At 56.1% G+C, this 20,317-nt stretch carries 19 protein-coding genes; 13 read left to right on the forward strand and 6 right to left on the reverse strand.

Annotated elements, in window-relative coordinates; all coding sequences use genetic code 11:
• Nucleotides 1-95: 95 nt before the first annotated feature.
• Genes F3J37_RS07070 through F3J37_RS07080 form a run of 3 tightly spaced genes read left to right on the forward strand, consistent with a single transcriptional unit; the run spans nucleotide 96 to nucleotide 2,710 of the window.
• The gene (locus F3J37_RS07070) at nucleotides 96-1,382 is read left to right on the forward strand and encodes an SLC13 family permease (protein ID WP_166932779.1); all 1,287 of its coding nucleotides are present in this window, start codon (nucleotides 96-98) and stop codon (nucleotides 1,380-1,382) included.
• Between the two features lie 28 nt (nucleotides 1,383-1,410).
• Complete coding sequence (locus F3J37_RS07075) at nucleotides 1,411-2,268, forward strand: AraC family transcriptional regulator (protein WP_166932686.1); 858 nt, start codon at nucleotides 1,411-1,413, stop codon at nucleotides 2,266-2,268.
• Nucleotides 2,269-2,302: 34 nt separating this feature from the next.
• Nucleotides 2,303-2,710 carry a DUF2000 family protein gene (locus tag F3J37_RS07080; RefSeq protein WP_045833270.1) on the forward strand — a complete coding sequence of 136 codons (408 nt, stop codon included), beginning with the start codon at nucleotides 2,303-2,305 and terminating at the stop codon, nucleotides 2,708-2,710.
• 36 nt (nucleotides 2,711-2,746) lie between these two features.
• Here the strand turns inward: F3J37_RS07080 and F3J37_RS07085 are convergent, their stop codons facing one another.
• Both F3J37_RS07085 and F3J37_RS07090 read right to left on the reverse strand, forming a co-directional pair.
• A complete protein-coding gene (locus F3J37_RS07085; protein WP_166932687.1) occupies nucleotides 2,747-4,081 on the reverse strand; it encodes an amidase in 1,335 nt (444 codons plus the stop codon).
• Nucleotides 4,082-4,085: 4 nt separating this feature from the next.
• Nucleotides 4,086-4,907, reverse strand: a complete 822-nt coding sequence (locus F3J37_RS07090) for an MBL fold metallo-hydrolase (RefSeq protein WP_166932689.1) — start codon at nucleotides 4,905-4,907, stop codon at nucleotides 4,086-4,088.
• 102 nt (nucleotides 4,908-5,009) lie between these two features.
• Between F3J37_RS07090 and F3J37_RS07095 the strand changes: the two genes are divergently transcribed.
• Nucleotides 5,010-5,933 carry a LysR family transcriptional regulator gene (locus F3J37_RS07095; protein ID WP_166932691.1) on the forward strand — a complete coding sequence of 308 codons (924 nt, stop codon included), beginning with the start codon at nucleotides 5,010-5,012 and terminating at the stop codon, nucleotides 5,931-5,933.
• A 103-nt stretch (nucleotides 5,934-6,036) separates the two neighbouring features.
• Here the strand turns inward: F3J37_RS07095 and F3J37_RS07100 are convergent, their stop codons facing one another.
• Nucleotides 6,037-6,717, reverse strand: coding sequence for an SDR family NAD(P)-dependent oxidoreductase (locus tag F3J37_RS07100; protein WP_166932692.1), 681 nt, complete (start codon nucleotides 6,715-6,717; stop codon nucleotides 6,037-6,039).
• A 132-nt stretch (nucleotides 6,718-6,849) separates the two neighbouring features.
• Between F3J37_RS07100 and F3J37_RS07105 the strand changes: the two genes are divergently transcribed.
• On the forward strand, nucleotides 6,850-7,761 hold the full coding sequence (locus F3J37_RS07105; protein ID WP_166932694.1) for a LysR family transcriptional regulator: 912 nt from the start codon (nucleotides 6,850-6,852) through the stop codon (nucleotides 7,759-7,761).
• On the opposite strand, the gene F3J37_RS07110 is transcribed toward F3J37_RS07105, so the two are convergent.
• Nucleotides 7,745-9,028, reverse strand: a complete 1,284-nt coding sequence (locus F3J37_RS07110) for a histidine-type phosphatase (RefSeq protein ID WP_166932695.1) — start codon at nucleotides 9,026-9,028, stop codon at nucleotides 7,745-7,747. The two genes, F3J37_RS07105 and F3J37_RS07110, sit on opposite strands and share 17 nt — an antisense overlap.
• A 60-nt stretch (nucleotides 9,029-9,088) precedes the next feature.
• Nucleotides 9,089-10,123 carry a LacI family DNA-binding transcriptional regulator gene (locus F3J37_RS07115; RefSeq protein WP_166932697.1) on the reverse strand — a complete coding sequence of 345 codons (1,035 nt, stop codon included), beginning with the start codon at nucleotides 10,121-10,123 and terminating at the stop codon, nucleotides 9,089-9,091.
• Nucleotides 10,124-10,339: 216 nt separating this feature from the next.
• On the opposite strand from F3J37_RS07115, the gene F3J37_RS07120 reads away from it, so the two are divergent.
• From F3J37_RS07120 to F3J37_RS07140, 5 genes are all read left to right on the forward strand, one after another.
• Complete coding sequence (locus tag F3J37_RS07120; RefSeq protein ID WP_166932699.1) at nucleotides 10,340-11,368, forward strand: ABC transporter substrate-binding protein; 1,029 nt, start codon at nucleotides 10,340-10,342, stop codon at nucleotides 11,366-11,368.
• A 118-nt stretch (nucleotides 11,369-11,486) separates the two neighbouring features.
• Nucleotides 11,487-13,709 (forward strand): ABC transporter permease, encoded by a 2,223-nt coding sequence (locus F3J37_RS07125; RefSeq protein ID WP_166932701.1) that lies wholly within the window; start codon nucleotides 11,487-11,489, stop codon nucleotides 13,707-13,709.
• Entirely contained in the window at nucleotides 13,706-14,767 is a 1,062-nt protein-coding gene (locus tag F3J37_RS07130; RefSeq protein ID WP_097118858.1) for an ABC transporter ATP-binding protein, read from the forward strand. The genes F3J37_RS07125 and F3J37_RS07130 overlap by 4 nt, the downstream gene beginning before the upstream one ends.
• Before the next feature lie 14 nt (nucleotides 14,768-14,781).
• A complete protein-coding gene (locus F3J37_RS07135) occupies nucleotides 14,782-15,582 on the forward strand; it encodes an inositol monophosphatase family protein (RefSeq protein ID WP_160867140.1) in 801 nt (266 codons plus the stop codon).
• Between the two features lie 158 nt (nucleotides 15,583-15,740).
• Nucleotides 15,741-16,541, forward strand: coding sequence for an AraC family transcriptional regulator (locus tag F3J37_RS07140; RefSeq protein WP_166932703.1), 801 nt, complete (start codon nucleotides 15,741-15,743; stop codon nucleotides 16,539-16,541).
• On the opposite strand, the gene F3J37_RS07145 is transcribed toward F3J37_RS07140, so the two are convergent.
• Nucleotides 16,512-17,150 carry a LysE family translocator gene (locus tag F3J37_RS07145; protein ID WP_166932705.1) on the reverse strand — a complete coding sequence of 213 codons (639 nt, stop codon included), beginning with the start codon at nucleotides 17,148-17,150 and terminating at the stop codon, nucleotides 16,512-16,514. The genes F3J37_RS07140 and F3J37_RS07145 overlap by 30 nt on opposite strands.
• A gap of 195 nt (nucleotides 17,151-17,345) precedes the next feature.
• On the opposite strand from F3J37_RS07145, the gene F3J37_RS07150 reads away from it, so the two are divergent.
• The 3 genes from F3J37_RS07150 to F3J37_RS07160 all read left to right on the forward strand — a co-directional run bounded on the left by F3J37_RS07150 (nucleotide 17,346) and on the right by F3J37_RS07160 (nucleotide 20,211).
• Nucleotides 17,346-18,203, forward strand: coding sequence for a MurR/RpiR family transcriptional regulator (locus F3J37_RS07150; protein WP_166932706.1), 858 nt, complete (start codon nucleotides 17,346-17,348; stop codon nucleotides 18,201-18,203).
• 128 nt (nucleotides 18,204-18,331) lie between these two features.
• Entirely contained in the window at nucleotides 18,332-19,660 is a 1,329-nt protein-coding gene (locus tag F3J37_RS07155; protein ID WP_166932708.1) for an aspartate aminotransferase family protein, read from the forward strand.
• Entirely contained in the window at nucleotides 19,657-20,211 is a 555-nt protein-coding gene (locus F3J37_RS07160) for a carboxymuconolactone decarboxylase family protein (protein WP_205298888.1), read from the forward strand. The genes F3J37_RS07155 and F3J37_RS07160 overlap by 4 nt, the downstream gene beginning before the upstream one ends.
• Nucleotides 20,212-20,317 lie beyond the last annotated feature (106 nt).

The raw sequence follows: 20,317 nt of genomic DNA on the forward strand, positions 1-20,317 counted from the left end.
TTAACTGACTCAGCGTTGCACACCGTGGATTGCACTATGCTTATCCGCTTTGTGCGACGGATCGTAGACAGGGAGTTCAGTCAGTGACTTCAGATATGCATTTCTGGCTTACCACGCTGATTATTGCCATCACTATTCTGCTGTGGGCGAGCGCTCGTTTGCCCGAGTATCTTACCGCGCTGCTTTTTTTTGCTGCTGCCACGTTATTCAACATCGCCCCCGCCAGCACCATCTTCAGCGGATTTGCCTCTTCAGCCTTCTGGCTGGTATTGAGCGGTTTTGTGCTCGGTGCAGCAATCCGTAAAGTCGGGCTTGCACAACGCTGGGCTAACTATCTGGTGGTGCCGTTCAGCCAGAGCTGGCCGCGCATGGTGGTGGGGACTCTGGTGCTGACCTATCTGCTGGCATTGGTGATGCCTTCCAATATGGGACGCATCGCTTTGCTGATGCCGGTGGTGCTGGCGTTGGGTGAACGGGCCGGAATTAAAGCCGGGAGCCGTGGCAGCATTGGTCTGGCGCTGGCGGTGGGTTTTGGCACTTTCCAGCTCTCCGCCAGCATCTTACCGGCTAACGTGCCCAATCTGGTGCTGAGCGGTGCTGCGGAAAACGCCTATCAGATCCATCTCCAGTGGCTGCCCTGGTGGCTGCTGCATATGCCGGTGGTGGGGATTGGCAAGGGGATGGTACTTGCAGCCGCTATTCTTTTCCTGTTCCGCGCGCAACCTCAGCCCGTGCGCCATCGCGATCAACTTGAGCCGCTCAGCCGCAGCGAATGGCGGTTGATGGGCCTGTTGGCTATCACTCTGTTGCTGTGGATGACCGATAGCCTGCACGGCTTGCCTGCCGCATGGGTTGGGCTGGCGGCGGCCTGTATTTGTCTGCTGCCGCGCATTGGCTTTCTTTCAGGAGATGATTTCGCCAGCGGGGTTAATTTCCGCACCTGTATCTATATCGCGGGTATTCTCGGGGTGGCGACAGTGGTGGTGGATTCAGGACTTGGCCGACTGATTGCCAATTTGCTGCTCAGCGTGCTGCCTCTGCAGGATCACGCTTCGTTTGGTAATTTCGCGGTGCTTAACTCGCTGGTCTCGCTGCTCAACTTTGTGCTGACCGCCAACGGCGTGCCAGCGATGGTCACGCCGATCGCGCAAGAGCTGGCAACCGCATCCGGCTTTTCTCTGATGAGCGTCGTTATGATGCAGGTGTTTGCCTACGCGACGCCGCTGTTGCCTTATCAGGCTTCGCCAGTGGTGGTGGCGATGGGGCTGGGTAATGTGCCTGCCAAAGCGGGCCTGCAACTGTGCGTGCTGGTGTTTATCTTCAGCGTGCTGTTGCTGTTACCACTGGATTATCTCTGGTTCAGGCTGCTAGGCTATGCCTGACTTTCCCTCACAGCCTGAGCACGCCGTTATGTCAGCCAATAAAGATTGGGTCGATTTTCGTCGCGATGACGAAACCGGTATCGAAAGCGTCAACGCGCATTTTCGCGGACACGCCTACGATCCGCACGATCATGATGAATTATTGGTGGGCGTGACGCAGCAGGGCTTACAGCGTTTTAACTGCCATCGAGCATTGCACACCAGCACGCCTGGCCGCGCCATTTTGATTGAGCCAGGCGCGGTGCATGATGGCCACGCGCCTAACGAAGAGGGTTTCACCTACACCATGCTTTATCTGCCGCAACATTGGGTGGCAGAGATGATGCAGCGACGCGGTCTGGGTGATGTCTCCAACATCGAAGGGGCTTTTCGCCACACGTTAAATGATGATGCGCTGCTGGCCAGTGCCATCCAGCAGGCGTGGTTTTCAGTGCATCACAGTGAAGGGCGACTGGCGCGCGACCAAAGCCTCGATCATCTGATGACGATGCTTTCCCGCCATCTTGAAACCAAACCCAATGCGCAATCAGGCGCAGCGATGCAGCACATGCAGCTATTACGCGACTATCTGCACGATTTTATGGCGCAGGATATAGGGCTGGATGAGCTGTCACGGCTGGCGGGCATCGATCGCTTTAAGCTGACGCGTCAGTTTAAGCAGGCGTTTGGTCAGTCACCGCATGCCTACCTGGTACGACTGAGGTTGCGCAGCGCACGTGTGTTGCTGGCGCAGGGCATTGAGCCGGTGCAGGTTGCCGCTCAGGTTGGTTTTGCCGATCAGAGTCATTTAGGGCGTTGGTTCCAACGCGCCTACCGCATGACACCGGCCTCCTATCAACGACAGTGCACAAACGTTCTATATCCCACCCCCGCGACTCTTAGATGATGCTGTTTTAGACCCCATCGGAGAGTAGTGACAGATGTTTGATACCAAAATCGCCCTGATTGTTCGTGATGATTTAGCCACCTGGCAGCGCCTGAATGTGGTGGCCTTTCTTGCTACCGGCATTGCTTCTGCTGCGCCTGACATGATGGGCGAACCTTACGTGGATGCGAAGGGGCGTCAATACGGCAATATGGCAGGCCAGCCGATGCTGGTGTTTGCGGGTGATGTCACGGGATTACAACGGGCTCATCGCCAGGGTTTGGAACGGGAGTTGACGGTGATCCCGTATGTGGAAGCGATGTTCGCCACCGGACATGATGCCGCCAACCGCGAGGTATTCATGGCTGAAGATGCCGACAACCTGAACCTGGTCGGCATCGCGATTCGTGGGCCAAAGAAAGCAGTGGATAAGGCGATTAAAGGTTTGTCACTGCATGGGTGAAAGCGATCGCCACCTGTGGCGACCGCATTAATTTCTTTAGCGACTGCGCAACTCGATGATTTCAGCCGCGCGCAACAACAAATCTTCCCGGCCACGCAGCGCCAGCAATTCGACGCCAATTGGCACCCCATCTTGACTGAGGCCTGCGGGAATCGAAATGGCTGGCGCGCCAGTCACTGCGGAAACCAGCGCATTGCTGCCTTCCGGCATCTCGCCGTGTTTGACTGGCGCACGGCGCACCACCGGGTAGGCCAGCAGGTTAATGTTGTGCTGGTCGAACATCGCCACCAACTGCTGGTAAAGATCATGCTGGCGCTGCTGCACCCGTGCATAACCTTCGCTGGCCGTGCCAGGATGTACCGCGCGGGTCTTAAACACGGTTTCGAGCTGAGGATGATACAGCCCGGACGCAGTGATATCCGGCAGGGTATGGAACTGCGCCTGCGGCTTATCGGCTAAATACTTCGCCAGCGCTTCAGCAAATTCATAGCCGATGATATTGGCATCAGCCGCTAACGTCTCTAATTCTGGCCAGCTCAGCGTGGCAGGCGCGAACCCAGCCACGGCAGCCTGCACCGCCTGGTTAATCTCATCTTCATCAGCGGCAAATCCCTCCTGCCAGATGCCGACCCGTAATGCTTCTCCCTCCGTAGTAAACGTCTTGCCGCTAAGCACTTCGCTGGCGATGCGCAGATCGGCCGCGCTGCGTGTCAGCGGGCCGGGGATATCCTGAGTGGGTGACAGCGGCACAATTCCGGATGTGCTAAGTGCACCTCGCGTCATGCGTAAGCCGAACAGGCCATTAAACGCCGCGGGTATACGCACCGAACCTGCTGTGTCGCTGCCAATGGCGAGCGGCACATAACCGGCGGCAACGGCAACTGCAGAGCCGCTGCTCGATCCGCCCGGTGAGCGTCCTTGCAGCCAGGCATTGTGAGTAAAGCCGCTCAGCGATGAGGCGCCAGTAATGCCCGCTGCCAGTTCATGCATCGCAGTTTTGCCGATCAAAATCGCGCCTTGATTGCGCAGTGTGGTGACCAGCGGAGCATTGTTATCAGCGATGACGTCGCGCAACATCACCGAACCCGCGCTGGTGGGCCAGCCGCGCACTTCAATATTGTCTTTAATCAGCACCGGTACGCCGTCCAGCGGACCCCACGCCTCACCGCGTTGGCGGCGTTTATCACTCCGTTCTGCTGCTGCACGCGCCTCATCAGCAAACAGCCAGGTGATGGCGTTGTAGCGCGGCTGGTCTGCCTCGCTTATGCGTTGCAGTGCATAGTCGGTCAGCTCGCGTGCAGTGACGTCACCGCGTTGCAGTGCCTGGTTTAAGTCGCTGAGCGACGCGGTGAGATAGTCAGCGTATTGCATCCGGTCAATCCTCGATTGGACTCCATTGCCCATCAGGCGTAACACGGCCCAAAGAGCTGCTGTGGAAATGGGAACTGAACCAGATTGCCTGATGTTGCTGGCACCAGTCTATAACGCGTTGACGTGAAGCCATCGCGAGCGGAAGGTCTTCACAGAAGAGCGAGTTCCAGTGCGGGTGTTGAAACTGCACAGGATGGTGCATCACATCACCCGGGAAAATCGCATATTCACCCTGGCTTTCCAGCACAATCGAGGCGTGATCGATGCTGTGACCCGGCGTGGAAATATAGCGCAGCACGCCGGCGAACAGCGGAGATTCCGGCACATCGATGGTCTGCAACTGGCCGCGCTCGATGAGCGGCAGAATACTGTCGCGATACAGTTCCTGACTGGCGGGATCGTCCTGACAGTGCTGCAATTCAATCGCCGAGCAGACATAACGCGCATTAGGGAACATCGGCTGCCACTGGCCGTCAACCCAGTGGGTGTTCCAGCCAACATGATCGGTATGGATGTGCGTCATCAATACCAGCGTGACTTCAGCAGGATCAACGCCCGCCCGTGCCAGATTTTCGACATAAGGCGTATTCAGCTGATGGAATAATGGTTTGTTATCCCGATTGCGCCCATTGCCGGTTGCGGTATCAATCAGAATAGTGTGTTCAGCGGTACGCACCACCCAGCTGTGTATCGACACTTCAGCCGGCTGTTCGGCAAAGGCGTCACTCATCTCAGAACGATGTGCCTTAAACAACGCCCCAAACGGAAAAGCGGCGCGCTGCTCAGTGATTTTTTCAACCCGGCACTCGCCCACCTGAATCTTCATGCTGTGCTCCACTTGATAGAGGACGCGTTCAACAGCGTCCGTGACAGTAAGTTGAAAGTCACTATACTGAGGCGGAGAACATTATTTAAATCGATTAAAATCATGAATAACATCAATGAAAATGATTTCTCTCGTATCGACCTCAATCTGCTGGTGGTGTTGATGGTGATGTACGAGGTACGCAGCGTCACGCAGGCCGCCAACCGCCTTTACCTCGGCCAGCCAGCGGTGAGTGCCGCTTTGAAAAGGTTGCGTGAAATGTTCGATGATGCGCTGTTTATCCGCACGTCATACGGCATGACACCGACGCCGCGTGCCGAACAATTAGTGCAGCAGTTCGCACCGCTGATGCAGGGGCTGCATCGGGTGATTTTCACGCCCGATGCATTTGATCCACAGCGTGATAACCGCCGTTTTCGCATCGGCATCAGCGATTGGCTGGAACAGTGGTTGATGCCTGATTTGTTAGCGGAACTTGCCACTGCCGCGCCCGGTGTAGATATTCATGTCGTCGCTGCCGATCCCTGGCAGGCGATTCCGTTAATGGAGCAGCAGCAGGCAGATGTGGTAATCACCGTTGGGAATGAAGCCAGTCGCGACTTAACCCGCGAGAAAATCGGCCCGGCGGGTTTTCGCACTGTGTGGAGCTGCCAGCAAATTGCACTGGAACGCCTTACACTGGCTCAGTTTGTCGGTCATCAGCATGCGCTGGTGTCTTATCGCGGTGCCAGCGAAAGTGCCCTTGACCATGCTTTGCAGCGCCTGGGTAAATCCAGACGTGTACGCTATGTCACGCCGCACTTTTCCAGCTTACCGCTGCTACTCCAGCAGTTGCCGCTGTTCGCCACTGTACCGCAGGGGCTGGCTCCCGCGTGGTGCCAACGCTATGGCTTAAATGCTGCGCCCGTGCCGGTTGAAATGCCGGATTATGAACTGTCTTTGTTGTGGCACAACGCGCAGCATGACGATCCGGCAAACCGCTGGCTGCGGGAGATTTTGTGCAGTCTGCTGCAGCGGAAGATTTAGTCTGGCGTTCAGAATTCAGGCTCAGGCTTCAGACATCAGACATCAGACTTCAGACTTCAGACTTCAGGCTCCGGGCTGCAGCGTCCGGCGCATCCCTTTGACTTCACCACGGCACGACGCGACCCAGATAATCGAGATAATGCAGCCCGGTGCGACCCGCATAGGCTTCCATCGTGTTGAGCAGATTGGGGATGCTTTCATCGATGGTCAGGCGAGCTTCCGGCCCGCCCATATCGGTTTGCACCCAGCCCGGTGCCATCAACAGCAGCGTGCGCGCATCCTGATGACGGGCGGCAAAGCTGCGCATAAACATGTTCAAGGCTGCTTTGCTACCGCGATACACCTCGTAGTTGCCATTGGTGTTGTTGGTCAGACTGCCCTGACCGGAGGACATCACGGCAATCGTGCCGCTGGGGCTGACCCGATCTTTGAATGTCTCGATCACGCGTAATGGGCTGAGCGCGTTGGTCACCATCACACGGGTGAACTCCTCGGTTGAAACATCGGCTATCGTTTCCCGATCGTCATTTTTCACCCCGGCATTGACGAACAGCATGTCAAACTCCGTGCCCGCCAGGCGTTGATGCAGAGCGCGAACCTGCTCGGGTTCAGTGATATCCACCGTTTCTACCGTCAGCTGTTGCGGATAGCGCGCAGCCAGCTGCGCCAGTTTATCGGTAGAATGGGCTCGCCCGGTGGCCACAACCTGGTAGCCTCGCTGTAGCATGGTTTCTGCCAGTGCGAATCCCAACCCGCGTGACGCGCCAATCAATAATGTTTTCATCCTGTGTTCCTCAGTTGAGTTCTTAAGAAAAGTCTAGCGCGGAGTGAGGGGAGGCGGAACACGCAGCCTATGCAGTGGTAACATGCACCAAACGCCTTGTTATGCCGCTCGACATCCAGCAGGATAGTGTCCATGAACACCACCGATCTGAATTTACTCACGGCACTCGACGCGCTGCTCACCACGGGCAGCGTGGTGGGGGCGGCACGTCAGTTGAACCTGAGCGAATCCGCGATGAGCCGCACGCTGGGTCGCCTGCGCAATGTCACGGGCGATGCGTTATTGGTACGGGCCGGCCGCCAGATGGTGATGACCCCTTATGCAGAAGCGATACGGGAACGGACGCACCGTACGTTGCGGGAAGCACATGCCGTGCTCAGCCCGGATGCTGAAACGCTGGATTTAGCACAACTGAATCGCTGTTTTAGGTTGCGCACCAACGAAGGCTTTGTCGAAGCGTTTGGCAGTGCGTTGATTGCTGCTGTGACCGCGCAGGCACCGAAGGTCGAGTTGGTCTTTGTGGCAAAGCCGGAGAAAAGTGATCGTGAATTGCGTGATGGCAGCATTGATATAGAGATTGGCGTGCTCGGCAATATGGGGCCTGAAATCCGCTTGCAGGCGCTGTTTCGCGATCGTTTTGTCGGCGTGGCGCGCGCGGGCCATCCATTGACACAGCAGATGGACATCACCCAATTGGCCCGATTTGGCCATATTGTGGCGTCTCGTCGCGCAGAACGGGGGGGACCGATCCATGACGCCATCGAGCAAGCCGGATTGCAGCGCAAGGTTGTTGCTGTTGTGCCGGCTTTCTCTGCCGCTGTGGCGCTGGTGGTCGATTCGGATTGGGTGGCGCTGGTGCCCCGTTCGCTGGTTGCACATCACCCATTGATCGCTCACAGCCAGGCGTTAGCGATGGTTGAGTTGCCCTTTGCCACGCCGGAAATGACAGTGTCACAAATGTGGCATCCTCGACTGGAGAATGATGCCGCGCATCGCTGGTTGCGCGGCGTGGTGAAACAGGTTTGCGTTATGGCGCGTAACTGATCGGCGTAATGGCGGTAGGATCAAGTTGCTGACCGAATTTCGCTAACGTGGATGCCATTGGACAAAGCGTACCCACCTCGGTGACCCGACAGTCAGGCGCTCGCCACTCTTCTCGCAGCAGCGGATGCGCCTGATTGACGGACTGCAGATGACGAAGGTCGTCGAGGCTTTGTGCCTGGAAATAAACATGCAGCCAGCGCTCGCCACTCTGCTTATCGCGCCAGCGTTCAAACACCAGGCTACTGCCGGGCGGAATATTCCCGCGCGTGTAACCCGGCAAAGTCCAGGTGAAGCCCATCAACGTGCGCACCATCGCGATGTTAGTGTCATGTGCGACAAACAGCAGCCAGCGTGCATACGGCACGGCATCTGAAACGGGGCTGACACCCTGTTCAACACCCTGAATCATTTCATTCAGCAGAATGGAGCCACGCTTTTTCGCCGTATACAGCACGTCGTTACTGAGGTCGTAATTAGCGGTTAACAGCGGTAATACAGCGGTTATCTGTGTAGAGTGGGTGATATTGCCCCAGGCCAGTTGATCTGCCGGCAGGTTCTCACTCCAGCCCAGACGCAACGTCTCCACCATGCTGGCAAGAACACTCAATCCCTGCACATAGGTCTTGCCGCTCTTGCTCTGCTTGATCTGCCACGGTTTGTCAAAGACCGAGCAATCGCTGCCTGGCTGACAGACAGCACTTTTTAATGCCTGAACGGCAGGTTGTAGCGCCTGCTGACGTGCGACCAGATTCCCCGTCGTAGCGGTCACGGCGGCAAGTTGTTGTGCGGGATCGGTATCGGTAGCCGGAAACGCTTCGGTCTGGAACAGGGGATCATCCTCACCCGCCACGTGATGCACCGTAACGCCACAGCCTGGAAATGCACCATCCACCAGCGCCTGGGCAGTGGCGCGGGTGCGTTGCAACGGGCTGGCGCGAACATACACCTCTTGTGCCTGTGGGCAGTCTGACGTCAATAAACCCAACTGACGATAATGATCGCCTTCCCAGCGCCCCTTGTTCACCACGGCAGCGTAGCCATGCCCGGTCAACTCGCCATCGTGTGTGGTCCAGATTGTCCACGGGCGTTGAGTCGCTGCTTCAATCTCTTTACGGTTGCCAGACGTGGGTGGGCGAATACCATGTCGGCTTAGTTCCACGACCTTTTCCAGCTGATACTGCGCTTCAGCGTGTGCCGGTAGGGCGCTTAGCCACATAGAACAGGCAATCAACAGGCCTGCGGAAATCTGATTCCTGGGAAGGTTCATCGTGATCCTTATGCGAGAACGTTGCGCCTATGCAGAACAGGGTTGGATATCATGCTGGGCTTAGGCGCCCCGCACCGACCCGCGCCACACTACATCGGCCTGGTACAGCAAGCTGTCATGCTGTTGCTCGGTTTGCGGAGTAAAGCCGGTTTCATCGGCTTCGGTTTGCATCAGCCAGTTCACGGCATCACGCGCAAACAGCTCAACCGGTTGGGCAAAGGTGGTGAGGTTATAGGAAGACCAGCCTGCTTGCGCAATGTTGTCATAGCCAATCAGGCACAAATCTTCCGGCACGCGCAGGGCGAAACGGTGGCGCGCTTCATCCATAAATCCGCAAGCAACCAGGTCGGTCACGCAAAACACGGCGTCGGGTCGTTGATGCTGAGTCAGCAATCGGTGGGCCAAAAACCGCCCGCTTTCATAAGAGGTGGAGCCAAAGCGCTCAACGGTAACCGTCATCCCAACGCGCTGCGCTTCGGCAACGAATGCCGCTTCCCGTTTCATCAGACTGGGTGTGCCCGCCAGGGAGTTAGCAAAGGCGAGGTGGCGACAGCCAGCACGCTGAAACGCCATCACCGCTGTGGCAGCGGCTCGCTGTGCATCCAGATTGATGCTGAGTGAACCGGGTAGTGCTTCATCGCGGTTAATCAAAATGATGCGCTGACCATGCTGATAACACTGACGCGTGATGGTGCGATCCGGCATACCGGAAAGGATGATCGAGGCGTCCGCACGGAAGTTAATCGCCTGCTGTAACGCGGCTGACACGCTGTTATCGGAACGATCCGTATTGATCAGCATGGCAATTTTTCCCGCTTCCTGCAGAAACTGGGTCAGCCAGCGCACCAGGCTGGCGCGATAGGGGGTAGCGATCTCCGATACCACTAAGCACACAATTCCACTGCGATTACGCACCAGGCCGCGCGCCAGATGGTTGACGTGATAGCCGAGTTCTTGCGCGGCTTTCATGACGCGGATTCGCATGGCAGAGGACACGCTGGCACCCGGTGTAAACACGCGTGATACCGCTGAGCGTGATACGCCAGCGCGTTCTGCCACATCCTGCGCACTGACCACGGTTTTCTCACTCTGCATGCTCAACTCCTGTGCAAACATCGGTTGAAAAAGAGTCTGCCTCAAATTGCAAAGCTGTGCAAACCGTTCAGAATCTAATTTGTTGCATTTTTGTGACACAACCTATCAATTGCATCGCAAGCCATTTGACAGCTGTTTTTTTGTTCATTACTACTTTGCACAGATGTGCAAAAAAGGTGCCAGTGAAGCACCACCCTACAATCAAAGGAGAACACCATGCGAGCCACCTCAATCGCCGTCGCACTATCCCTCTCTTGTACTGCACTGCCTTTCGCTGCCTCTGCGGCAGGCAACCTCAACATGGTTTGTTCCGCTGACGTGGTGGTGTGTGAACACATGACACGTATCTTCAGCCAGAACCATCCAGATATCAAAGTCAGTATGGTGCGTTTGTCGGCGGGGGAAGCGTATGCGCGTTTACGCAGTGAAGCGCGTAATCCGCGTACCGATATCTGGTGGGCCGGTACCGGCGATCCGCATATGCAGGCGGCCGATGAGGGGTTAACACAAGTGTACAAATCTCCACTGCTTGACCAGCAGCAGGATTGGGCACAAAAACAGGCTGAAAACTCGGGCTATCGCACGGTGGGAATTTACGCGGGTGCACTGGGTTGGGGCTATAACACCAAACTGTTAGCCGATAAAAAACTGAAAGAACCCACTTGCTGGAAAGATCTGCTGGATCCCGGCTTTAAGGGGGAAATTCAAATCGCTAACCCTAACTCCTCCGGTACCGCCTACAACACACTGGCCACCCTGGTGCAAATCATGGGGGAAGATCAGGCCTTCGACTACCTGAAAAAACTTAATGCCAACATTTCGCAATACACCAAGTCTGGCTCTGCACCGGTGAAAGCCGCGGCGCGAGGTGAAACCACGGTCGGTATCGTGTTCATGCATGATGCCGTTGCAATGCAAGTGGATGGCTTCCCGATCAAAACCGTGGCGCCCTGTGAAGGCACAGGCTATGAAATCGGCTCAATGTCGATTGTGAAAGGGGCGCGCAACCTGGCGAATGCCAAAGTCTGGTACGACTGGGCGCTTAGCGCAGAGGCGCAGTCGCATATGAAGGAAGCGAAATCCTTCCAGCTGCCGTCAAATCGTAACGCTGAAATCTCGGAATACGCCCCACGCTTCGAAAACATCAAGCTGATCGATTACGACTTCAAAACTTATGGCGACTCCGCTAAACGCAAAGCGCTGCTCAGCCGCTGGGATAAAGAGATTGGTGCCAGCGCACAGTGATGGCCTGACTGCGTGAACCCGCGCCACATCCTGCGAGATCCTATCCTTGCCGTGGCGCCTTTCAACACATCATTCCACTGCGAGCCGGAGAGGCAGACTCTCCCTCTTGAGGTGTTTTATGCATGCAAATAATCGTCGGCTTACCGGCGCACTGTTGATCGGCCTGGCATCTCTACTCTTGCTGCCGTGGTATAGCCTGGAAGCCGGCTTTTTTGATGGCGGCTGGTTGTTCAATTTGTGGCGCGATCCTGCTAATGCGCCCGCCTTGTGGCAGGTCAGCTCACATCCGTGGCTGGCGATTGCACTGACCTTGTTCGCGCTCTGTGCCGCGTGTGGATTACTTCCCTCTGGCGCCCGCAGCCGCCTGATGCTGTTATTTAGCGCACTGGGCGTCATTTTTCTGGTGATTGAAGGACATGCCATCGGCTACAGCGGCTGGAGCTGGTTATGGCTGGAAAACCGCTTCGGGGCACTGGAGCAGGGCCAACCGGCGATGGGCGCGGGTGCACTGCTGTTGATGACCACCTTTTTGCTGCTGTTTTCCTTTGCGCTGGCCGAGCGAGGCGTGTTGAAAGGCGATGCCTTTGTGGTGGCGTCCCTGGTATTACTGACCGCGCTGGTCAGTATTTTTGTGCTTTATCCGGTGCTGAGCATGTTTGTGGTCTCGGTACAGGACGTTGATGGCAGTTTTAAACCCGACGGACTGATCAGCAATATTCAGGATCCTTCAATCTGGAGTCTGGCCTGTTTGAAAGGAGGTACCTGCGGTACGGCCTGGCGCACACTGTGGCTGGCGCTGATGACGGCTTCTGGTTCTACGTTATTGGGGCTGGCCTTTGCGCTGGCCGCCACGCGCACGCCGCTGCCCTGTAAAAAAGCGCTGCGTATGCTGACCATTTTGCCGATTATCACGCCGCCGTTTGTGATTGGTCTGGCGCTGATTCTGCTGTTTGGCCGTTCAGGCGTGGTCACGGAATATCTGGCGGCGCTGTTTGGCATCGAACCTGGACGATGGCTGTATGGTTTAACCGGCATCTGGATTGCGCAGGTGCTGTCATTCACGCCTATCGCGTTTCTGGTGCTGATTGGTGTGGTCGAGGGGGTAAGCCCTTCACTGGAAGAAGCCTCACAAACGCTGCGCGCCAACCGCTGGCGCACCTTCAGCCGCATTTCCCTTCCTTTAATGGCGCCCGGTCTGGCCAACGCTTTCCTGATCAGCTTTATCGAAAGCATGGCTGATTTTGGTAACCCGATGGTGCTGGGCGGCAGTCACGGTGTTCTCTCCACCGAAATCTTCTTCTCGGTAGTCGGCGCGCAGAATGATCCCAGTCGGGCAGCGGTGTTGGCGATGATTTTACTCAGCTTCACCCTGGCGGCGTTCGTACTGCAGCGTTGGTGGTTGGGCGGCAAAAATTTCGCCACCGTCACCGGTAAGGGCGACGGCGGCAAACATGGTCAACTGCCCAGACTATTACGCTATGGCGTGTATGGCATGGTGATCCCGTGGGGGCTCTTCACGTTGGTGATTTACGGCATGATCGTCGTCGGTGGGTTTGTGCAGTCATGGGGGCTAAATGACGCCCTCACTGTCGAGCATTATGTGCGAGCTTTCCGTGTCAGCAGCAGTGACGGGCATTTGCTTTGGACCGGCGTGGCGTGGAACTCGTTCTGGACCACGCTGGAGATAGCGCTGATTGCCGCGCCGCTCACCGCGATTGTCGGCTTGCTCACCGCCTGGCTGATTGTGCGACAGAAGTTTGCCGGCCGTCAGACGTTTGAATTCTTGTTGATGCTGAGTTTCGCTATTCCGGGCACGGTGATTGGTGTGAGTTATGTGATGGCGTACAACTTGCCGCCGCTGGAGATCACCGGTACGGCTCTCATCCTGATTGCCTGCTTTGTGTTTCGTAATATGCCGGTGGGGGTGCGCGGGGGCATTGCGGCGATGAGCCAACTGGATAAAAGCCTTGATGAAGCCTCATTGACGCTCGGTGCCAACAGTTTCCGCACGCTGCGCAAAGTGGTGCTGCCGTTGCTCAAACCGGCGATCAGCGCCGCGTTAGTGTATGCCTTCGTTCGCGCTATTACTTCCATTAGCGCCGTGATCTTCCTTGTCAGTGCGCAGTACAACATGGCGACCTCCTACATTGTCGGGCTGGTCGAAAACGGTGAGTACGGCGTGGCGATTGCTTACTCCACAGTACTGATTGTGGTGATGTTGCTGATCATTGGCGTGTTTCAGTGGCTGGTGGGTGAGCGAAAACTGCGTCGCGTTGCCCGCCCCGTGGATATCGCCGTGCCGTCGACTTCAACTTCGTTAACTCAGGAGAGAACCGTATGACCAGTATCAATGCGGGTTCCGTGGTATTTGAGCATGTCACTAAACGTTTTGCGGGCTTCAACGCCTTGCCGGATCTGTCACTGACGGTGGAACCTGGCACGCTGGTTACGCTGCTGGGCCCCTCTGGTTGCGGTAAGACCACCACGTTGCGCTTGCTGGCGGGGCTTGAACATCCCACCTCCGGGCGCATTCTGATCGGCGGCAAAGACGTAACACATTTGCCTGCCAACGAGCGCGATGTGGCAATGGTGTTCCAATCTTACGCGCTGTTTCCCCATATGAGCGCGCTCGACAACATCATGTATGGGCTTCAGTCCTCGGGAATGAACAAGCGGGAAGCGCAAGACCGGGCGCGCGAAGGATTGAAACTGGTGGGACTGGAAAACCAGGGCCAGCGATTGCCGTCTGAGCTTTCGGGCGGTCAGCAACAGCGTATCGCAGTGGCGCGTGCGCTGGTGCTGGAACCGCAGGTGCTGCTGCTGGATGAACCCTTATCCAATCTTGATGAACGTCTGCGTCGCCGTGTGCGCACCGATATTCGCGAGCTACAACAAAGGCTTGGCTTTACCGCAGTCTATGTCACGCACGATCAGGAAGAAGCGCTGGCGGTGTCTGATAAAATTATTGTCATGAAAGAGGGTGATATTGCCCAGCAGGGCGCACCTGAAAGCCTGTACCACTCCCCGAATTCGGTGTTCATCGCTGATTTTATGGGGGAAGCCAACATTCTGCCGTGCGAAGTCGAGCAAGTGGAGGGCAACGATGCGCTGGTGCGGCTGGGAAATCTGCGTTATCGCGTGCGCGGTAACGGCGTGCCAACCGGCTCGGCCCAATTGTCGGTGCGTCCGCAGTTTATTACGTTGCACAGCGATGGGCAGGGAGCCTTGCAAGGCGAAGTGACCCACAGCACATGGCTGGGTGATCACATCGAATATGAAGTGGCCACGCCGCTCGGTTCCTTGTTTATCGTTGATGCGCAGATGGAGCAGCGTCTGCCGCTGGCTTCTGCCGTGGCGATTGATTTTAAACCTCAGGGATTAGCCCTGATTGCCGGATAATTTAAGGACAGATAATGAGTGACACCGTGAATGACGCGCTGCTGGCACGTTTGATTTTGGCAGAGAAAGTGGCACGCGCAGGGGGCGAGAAGGCGCTGGAGTATTTCCATCATCGCGACACGCTGGTGGTCGAGACCAAGTATGATCTGCAGGATGTGGTGTCTCGTGCTGACCGCGAAGTCGAGCAGATGATCGACCAGCAGATTCGCGCGCAGTTTGCCGACGACGGTTTCCTGGGGGAAGAGTACGGATTGCAGGAAGGCACATCGGGATACACCTGGGTAGTCGATCCGATTGATGGCACCAGCCCGTTTTTGAACGGCATGCCTAACTGGTGCGTCTCCGTCGCGGTACTGCATGACGGCGTGCCGGTGATCGGGGTGATCTATGCGCCCACCTATCAGGAGTGCTATGTAGCGGCGCTGGGGCAAGGCGCGACTTTGAATGGTCGTCGCTTGCAGGTCGATCCAAACCGCACGCTGCAAAACCATGTCACTGGCTTTGGCGCTAACAGCCACGTTAGCCCCGCTGAAGTGGGTAAAATCCTGGCCTCATTGCTGGAAGCCGGGGGCAACTTCATCCGTATCGGCTCTGGTGCACTGATGCTGGCGTGGGTAGCCGCTGGCCGCGTAGTGGGCTATTACGAACCTTATATGCACGCATGGGATTGTCTGGCGGGCTACTGCCTGGTGAAAGAGGCGGGCGGCTGGTATCACCCGTTCAATACCGAAGGCGAACGTTTGCTGAAAGGCGCTCAGGTGCTGGCGGTGGCGCCTGGCGCAGAAGCTGATTTGAAACGGATTGCTGGAATTTAAATGCTGCCTTCTCTGTCGGGAGCCGTTGTCGCTACGCGGCTCCCGGCAAACACTTTAAAACGGCACTAAAGCTAATCAGCCCGCTATAACTCAGCAGCATTGCAATTCAACCCTGGCGATGCTGTTATAACCCATCGCCATATTTAACGGGTTATCGCGTGTCGCTCTCCTCATCAGAATGGTTTAGCCGTAATGGCATTGAATGTTCGCGCGTGAACGCCACTGGCAGCCGCTTTCCGCGTCATCTGCATGACGAATATGTAATTTGTGCCAATCTCAGCGGGCGCGAAGAGATTTGGCTCGATGGCAAAGTCTCTGACGTGTTTGCCGGGCAGGTGACGATTTATAATCCCAGCGCGATTCAGTCCTCCTTATTCAGCAATGATCCGGTGAGTTTTATCAGCATTCACTTGCCGCAGGTGATCTTATCCGAAATGTTTGGCACTACCGCTGCGCCCGCTTTGCGCGAAGGGGTGTTCCATGACGCGCGGTTGTTTCAGGCGATCACTGAATTCAACCAGGCCGCGCGCACAGGAGATGAGTTACTGCTGGAACAACAGCTGCTGTGGCTGTGTGGTGAACTGCTCGACGATAAAGAGAGTGCCGAGCAGGGGGAAGTGCAGATTATCGAACAGGTGAAGCAGTTTCTTGGTGAACACTTGCACGAGAAACCGCAACTGGATGCGCTGGCGCAACGTGCCGGGCTGAGTAAATATCATCTGGTGCGTCGTTTCACCCAGCTCACCGGGTTGCCACCGTTGCAATACCATATGCAATTGCGGCTACAGCAGGCGCGGGAACTGTTGCGCCGTCGGGTACATCCGCAGGAAGCCGCGCTGCAACTGGGTTTTTACGATCAAAGCCACTTCATTAACGCCTTTCGCAAAGTGATGGGCACCACGCCACGCCATTACGCCCAGCAAATTGCCTCAGCCCAATACAAACTCCCGATAGCCTGACACCATCACATAGGCAGCGAAGTAGCAGAAGATCAGCGCCGAGGCGAGATAGGAGTATTTTAACAGGCGCTGCCCCAACAGCTTACCGCCCATGCTGCCCACCAGGCATAACACACAGGTCCAGACCACTCCCGCGATAAAGAACCCACCGAGGAAAGAGGAGGTGGCATTGACGCTGCCGTGCCCCATGCGAGCAATCAGTGCACCGCCCACGCTGGCAAACCATAAAATCGCCGTGGGAGATGACATCGCCAGCACCACGCCACGGCTGAACTCGCGCAGTAACGAACGATAAGGCTGTTGCTCCGCTGGGGGTAACGCCGCGTCTTTACGCAGTGCAGCGATCAACATTTTACCTGCGAACCACAGTAGTAATAATCCACCGCCAATCCACAACACCCAGCGTACCGCCGTAAACTGCAACACCACCGCCATGCCAGCCAGCGCCAGCAGCGCATAAATCAGGTCGCCAATGCAGGTGCCAATCCCTAACCAAAAACCGTGAAAATAGCCACGCTGCATCGCGAGGGTAATCATGGCGATATTGGCCAGCCCAATATCAAGGCACAGCGATAAACTCAGCAGAAAACCATTTGAAAACTGCAGCATAGCAACAAGCCTGTCCTTATTTTTTCTGTGAGCGGCATTAAACCACGGCACGAATCACACTGTATTGGAAAGAATTGCGCCACCGCGCCCGGAGCACCACGGCATTCGCTCCAGGATGAATCGTCTCTGCGTCTGGTTTTCTCGCCGTCGCAATTATGTTTATATGCATCCATCTGCCATCAACGACCAAACGCCATGAATCTTCGGGAAAAAATTGTCGGCCAGTTCAGTGAGCTGTCACCAGAACTGCAGCGCGCGGCTGAGTTCTCTCTGCAAAATGCCAATCAGCTGGTGGTGCAATCGATGCGTGCGTTTGCCGTTGAAGCCGGTGTCAAACCCGCCACGCTGCTGCGACTGGCGCAACGTTTGGGCTACAACGGCTGGGGCGAACTGAAAGATGCCTTCATTGATGACATTGGCCTGCGCAATGATACATACGTATCCAAGGCCGAGAAACTGATCGCCAAAGGAACACAGCCGCAGCTGTATGATGAGGTGTTTAGCGCGCATCAGGCCAATCTTGCCTTTACGCAAAACGAAAATCAGGCGGAAATGGAACAAGCTGTGACCTTGCTCGATGCGGCTGATAACGTCTATATCTGCGGCTTTCGCGCCAGTTTTCCCATCTCCTGGTCGCTGTTTTATGTTTACCGACTCTTTAACCGTCAGGTCTCGTTGATTGATGGCCTGGCCAGTAATATCGAAGTGTTTACCCGTGAACTCACCGCGCAGGATTGTGTGCTGCTGACCAGCTTTGCGCCTTATTCCCGTGAGTCACTGGATGTGTTACACGCCGCGCAGCAGGCAGGGGCAAAGATCATCGCGATTACCGATTCACCGGTTTCCCCGCTGGCGCAGGCCGCCGACTGCACCCTGTTATTCTCTATCGACAGTCCGTCGTTCTTCCCCTCAGTGGTCTCTGGCATGGGGCTGGCAGAGTGCTTACTGGCAATGCTGGTGGCGCGCCATGGCCGTGATGCTGTGCATAAAATCGAAAATGCCGAACGCTATCTGATTGAATCTGGAGCATATGTGGTGCCTGGCAAATCCTGAGGGATGATTCATTTGTATCCGTCATAAGAAAATAGAATGCATGTGAATCATTATTGCATTGACGTGATCCAAATGAATCCTGCAAGATGCGCTTAATCACCGTAGCGTATTCAGGAGCAGTACCCAGTATGAGCCACATTATTCACCGCAGTTTGCGCAGCACGCCCGCCGTGGCTGCTCGCGCCGAAGGGGCGTACATCTTCGATAAACAAGGAAAGCAGTATCTCGACGCCTGCGGTGGTGCTGCCGTTTCCTGCTTAGGCCACGCGCATCCTGATGTGTTAGCCGCGATGCATCGTCAAATCGACCAACTGGCCTATGCTCACACCAGCTTCTTCACCAGCGACACCGTTGAACAACTTGCCGAACAATTGACGCGCACGGCGCCTGGCGATCTCAACTACGCCTATTTCGTTTCCGGTGGTTCGGAAGCCGTGGAAACCGCGCTGAAATTAGCGCGTCAATATTTCGTTGAAATCGGGCAGGCGTCACGTACCAAATTTATTGCGCGTAAGCAGAGCTATCACGGCAACACGCTGGGTGCGCTGGCCGTCGGCGGCAATGAGTGGCGTCGTCGCCAGTTCGCGCCATTACTGATTGACGTGATTCGCGTCTCAGCCTGTAACGAATATCGCGATCGTCGTGCTGATGAGACGCAGCAGCAATACACCACGCGACTGCTCAACGAACTGGAACAGGCAATCATTGATGCCGGTCCGGAAACCATTATTGGTTTCTGCGCTGAAACGGTAGTGGGTGCCACCACCGGCGCGACACCGCCGACGCCGGGTTATCTGAAAGGCGTGCGCGCACTGTGTGATAAGTACGGCATCCTGTATATCGCCGATGAGGTGATGTGCGGAATGGGTCGCACAGGGACGCTGCACGCGTTTGAACAAGATGACGTGGTGCCGGATCTGGTCACTATCGCCAAAGGGTTGGGTGGCGGTTATCAGCCGATTGGTGCGGTGCTGGCCAGCGAAAAGATCGTCTCCGCACTCCAGTCGGGCAGTGGTCTGTTCCAGCATGGTCATACTTATATTTGCCACGCTACGGCGGCTTCAGCGGCACTGGCCGTCCAGCAGGTGATTGAACGCGATAACCTGCTCGATGCGGTGAAGCAGCAGGGCGCTTACCTGCAAAATGCCTTGCGTGAAGTGCTGGGCGCATTACCGCATGTGGGCGACACACGTGGGCGCGGCTTATTTGCCGGCGTGGAACTGGTGCGCGATAAAGAGAGCAAAACCCCGTTCGATCCTGCACTGAAACTACATGCTGGCATTAAAGCCAACTGTATGGCTCGTGGCCTGATGGTGTATCCGATGGGCGGCACCATTGACGGGCAGTATGGCGACCACATCCTGATTGCTCCACCATTTATTATTACGCCGAGCCAGCTCGATTTTGTGGTGGATACGCTGGCGACTGTGATTCGTGAAGAGACCGGTAAATTATGATTAATCGTTTGCCGCCGCTGGCGGAACACGAGTGGGACGACCAGCAACGTCCACTGGCAGAAGAGATCATTAATGGGCCGCGCGGCGCATTGCTTCCGCCGTTTGAGCCTTTACTGCGCAGCCCGGAATTGATGGCGCACGCGCAGCGCATGGGAGAGTACCTGCGCTATCGCAGCGCGCTCGGTCAGCGCTTATCGGAACTGGCGATTCTCATGACGGCGCGTCACTGGTCGCAGCCGGTGGAGTGGGCGATTCATGCGCCCATCGCCCGGGAAAAGGGCATATCCGGCGCTGCCGTTCAGGCCATTAATGAGAAGCGCCTGCCCGATGACTTAAAGCCGGATGAGTGGGTGATTTACCACTTTTGCCAGCAACTGCATCAACAGCAAAAAGTCACTGACACCACCTGGCAACAAGCCATCGATTTATGGGGCGAAAAGGGCGTGGTGGATCTGATTGGCATTAACGGTTATTACAGCTTCCTCTCGATGATCATGAACGGCGCACAGACGCCGGTACCCGAAACACGGGATGATATTATCCCGGCATAAGCCGTCGTTTTCATCAGGGCGTGATCGAATGCGCCCTGAATATCAAATGGATTTATCTTTTTACTCCCGCCGAAATATTTCGCTGGGTGACATTCATCGCACGCTA

This window comes from Candidatus Pantoea communis, from assembly GCF_011752685.1.
In the GTDB taxonomy this organism is placed as follows: domain Bacteria; phylum Pseudomonadota; class Gammaproteobacteria; order Enterobacterales; family Enterobacteriaceae; genus Pantoea; species Pantoea communis.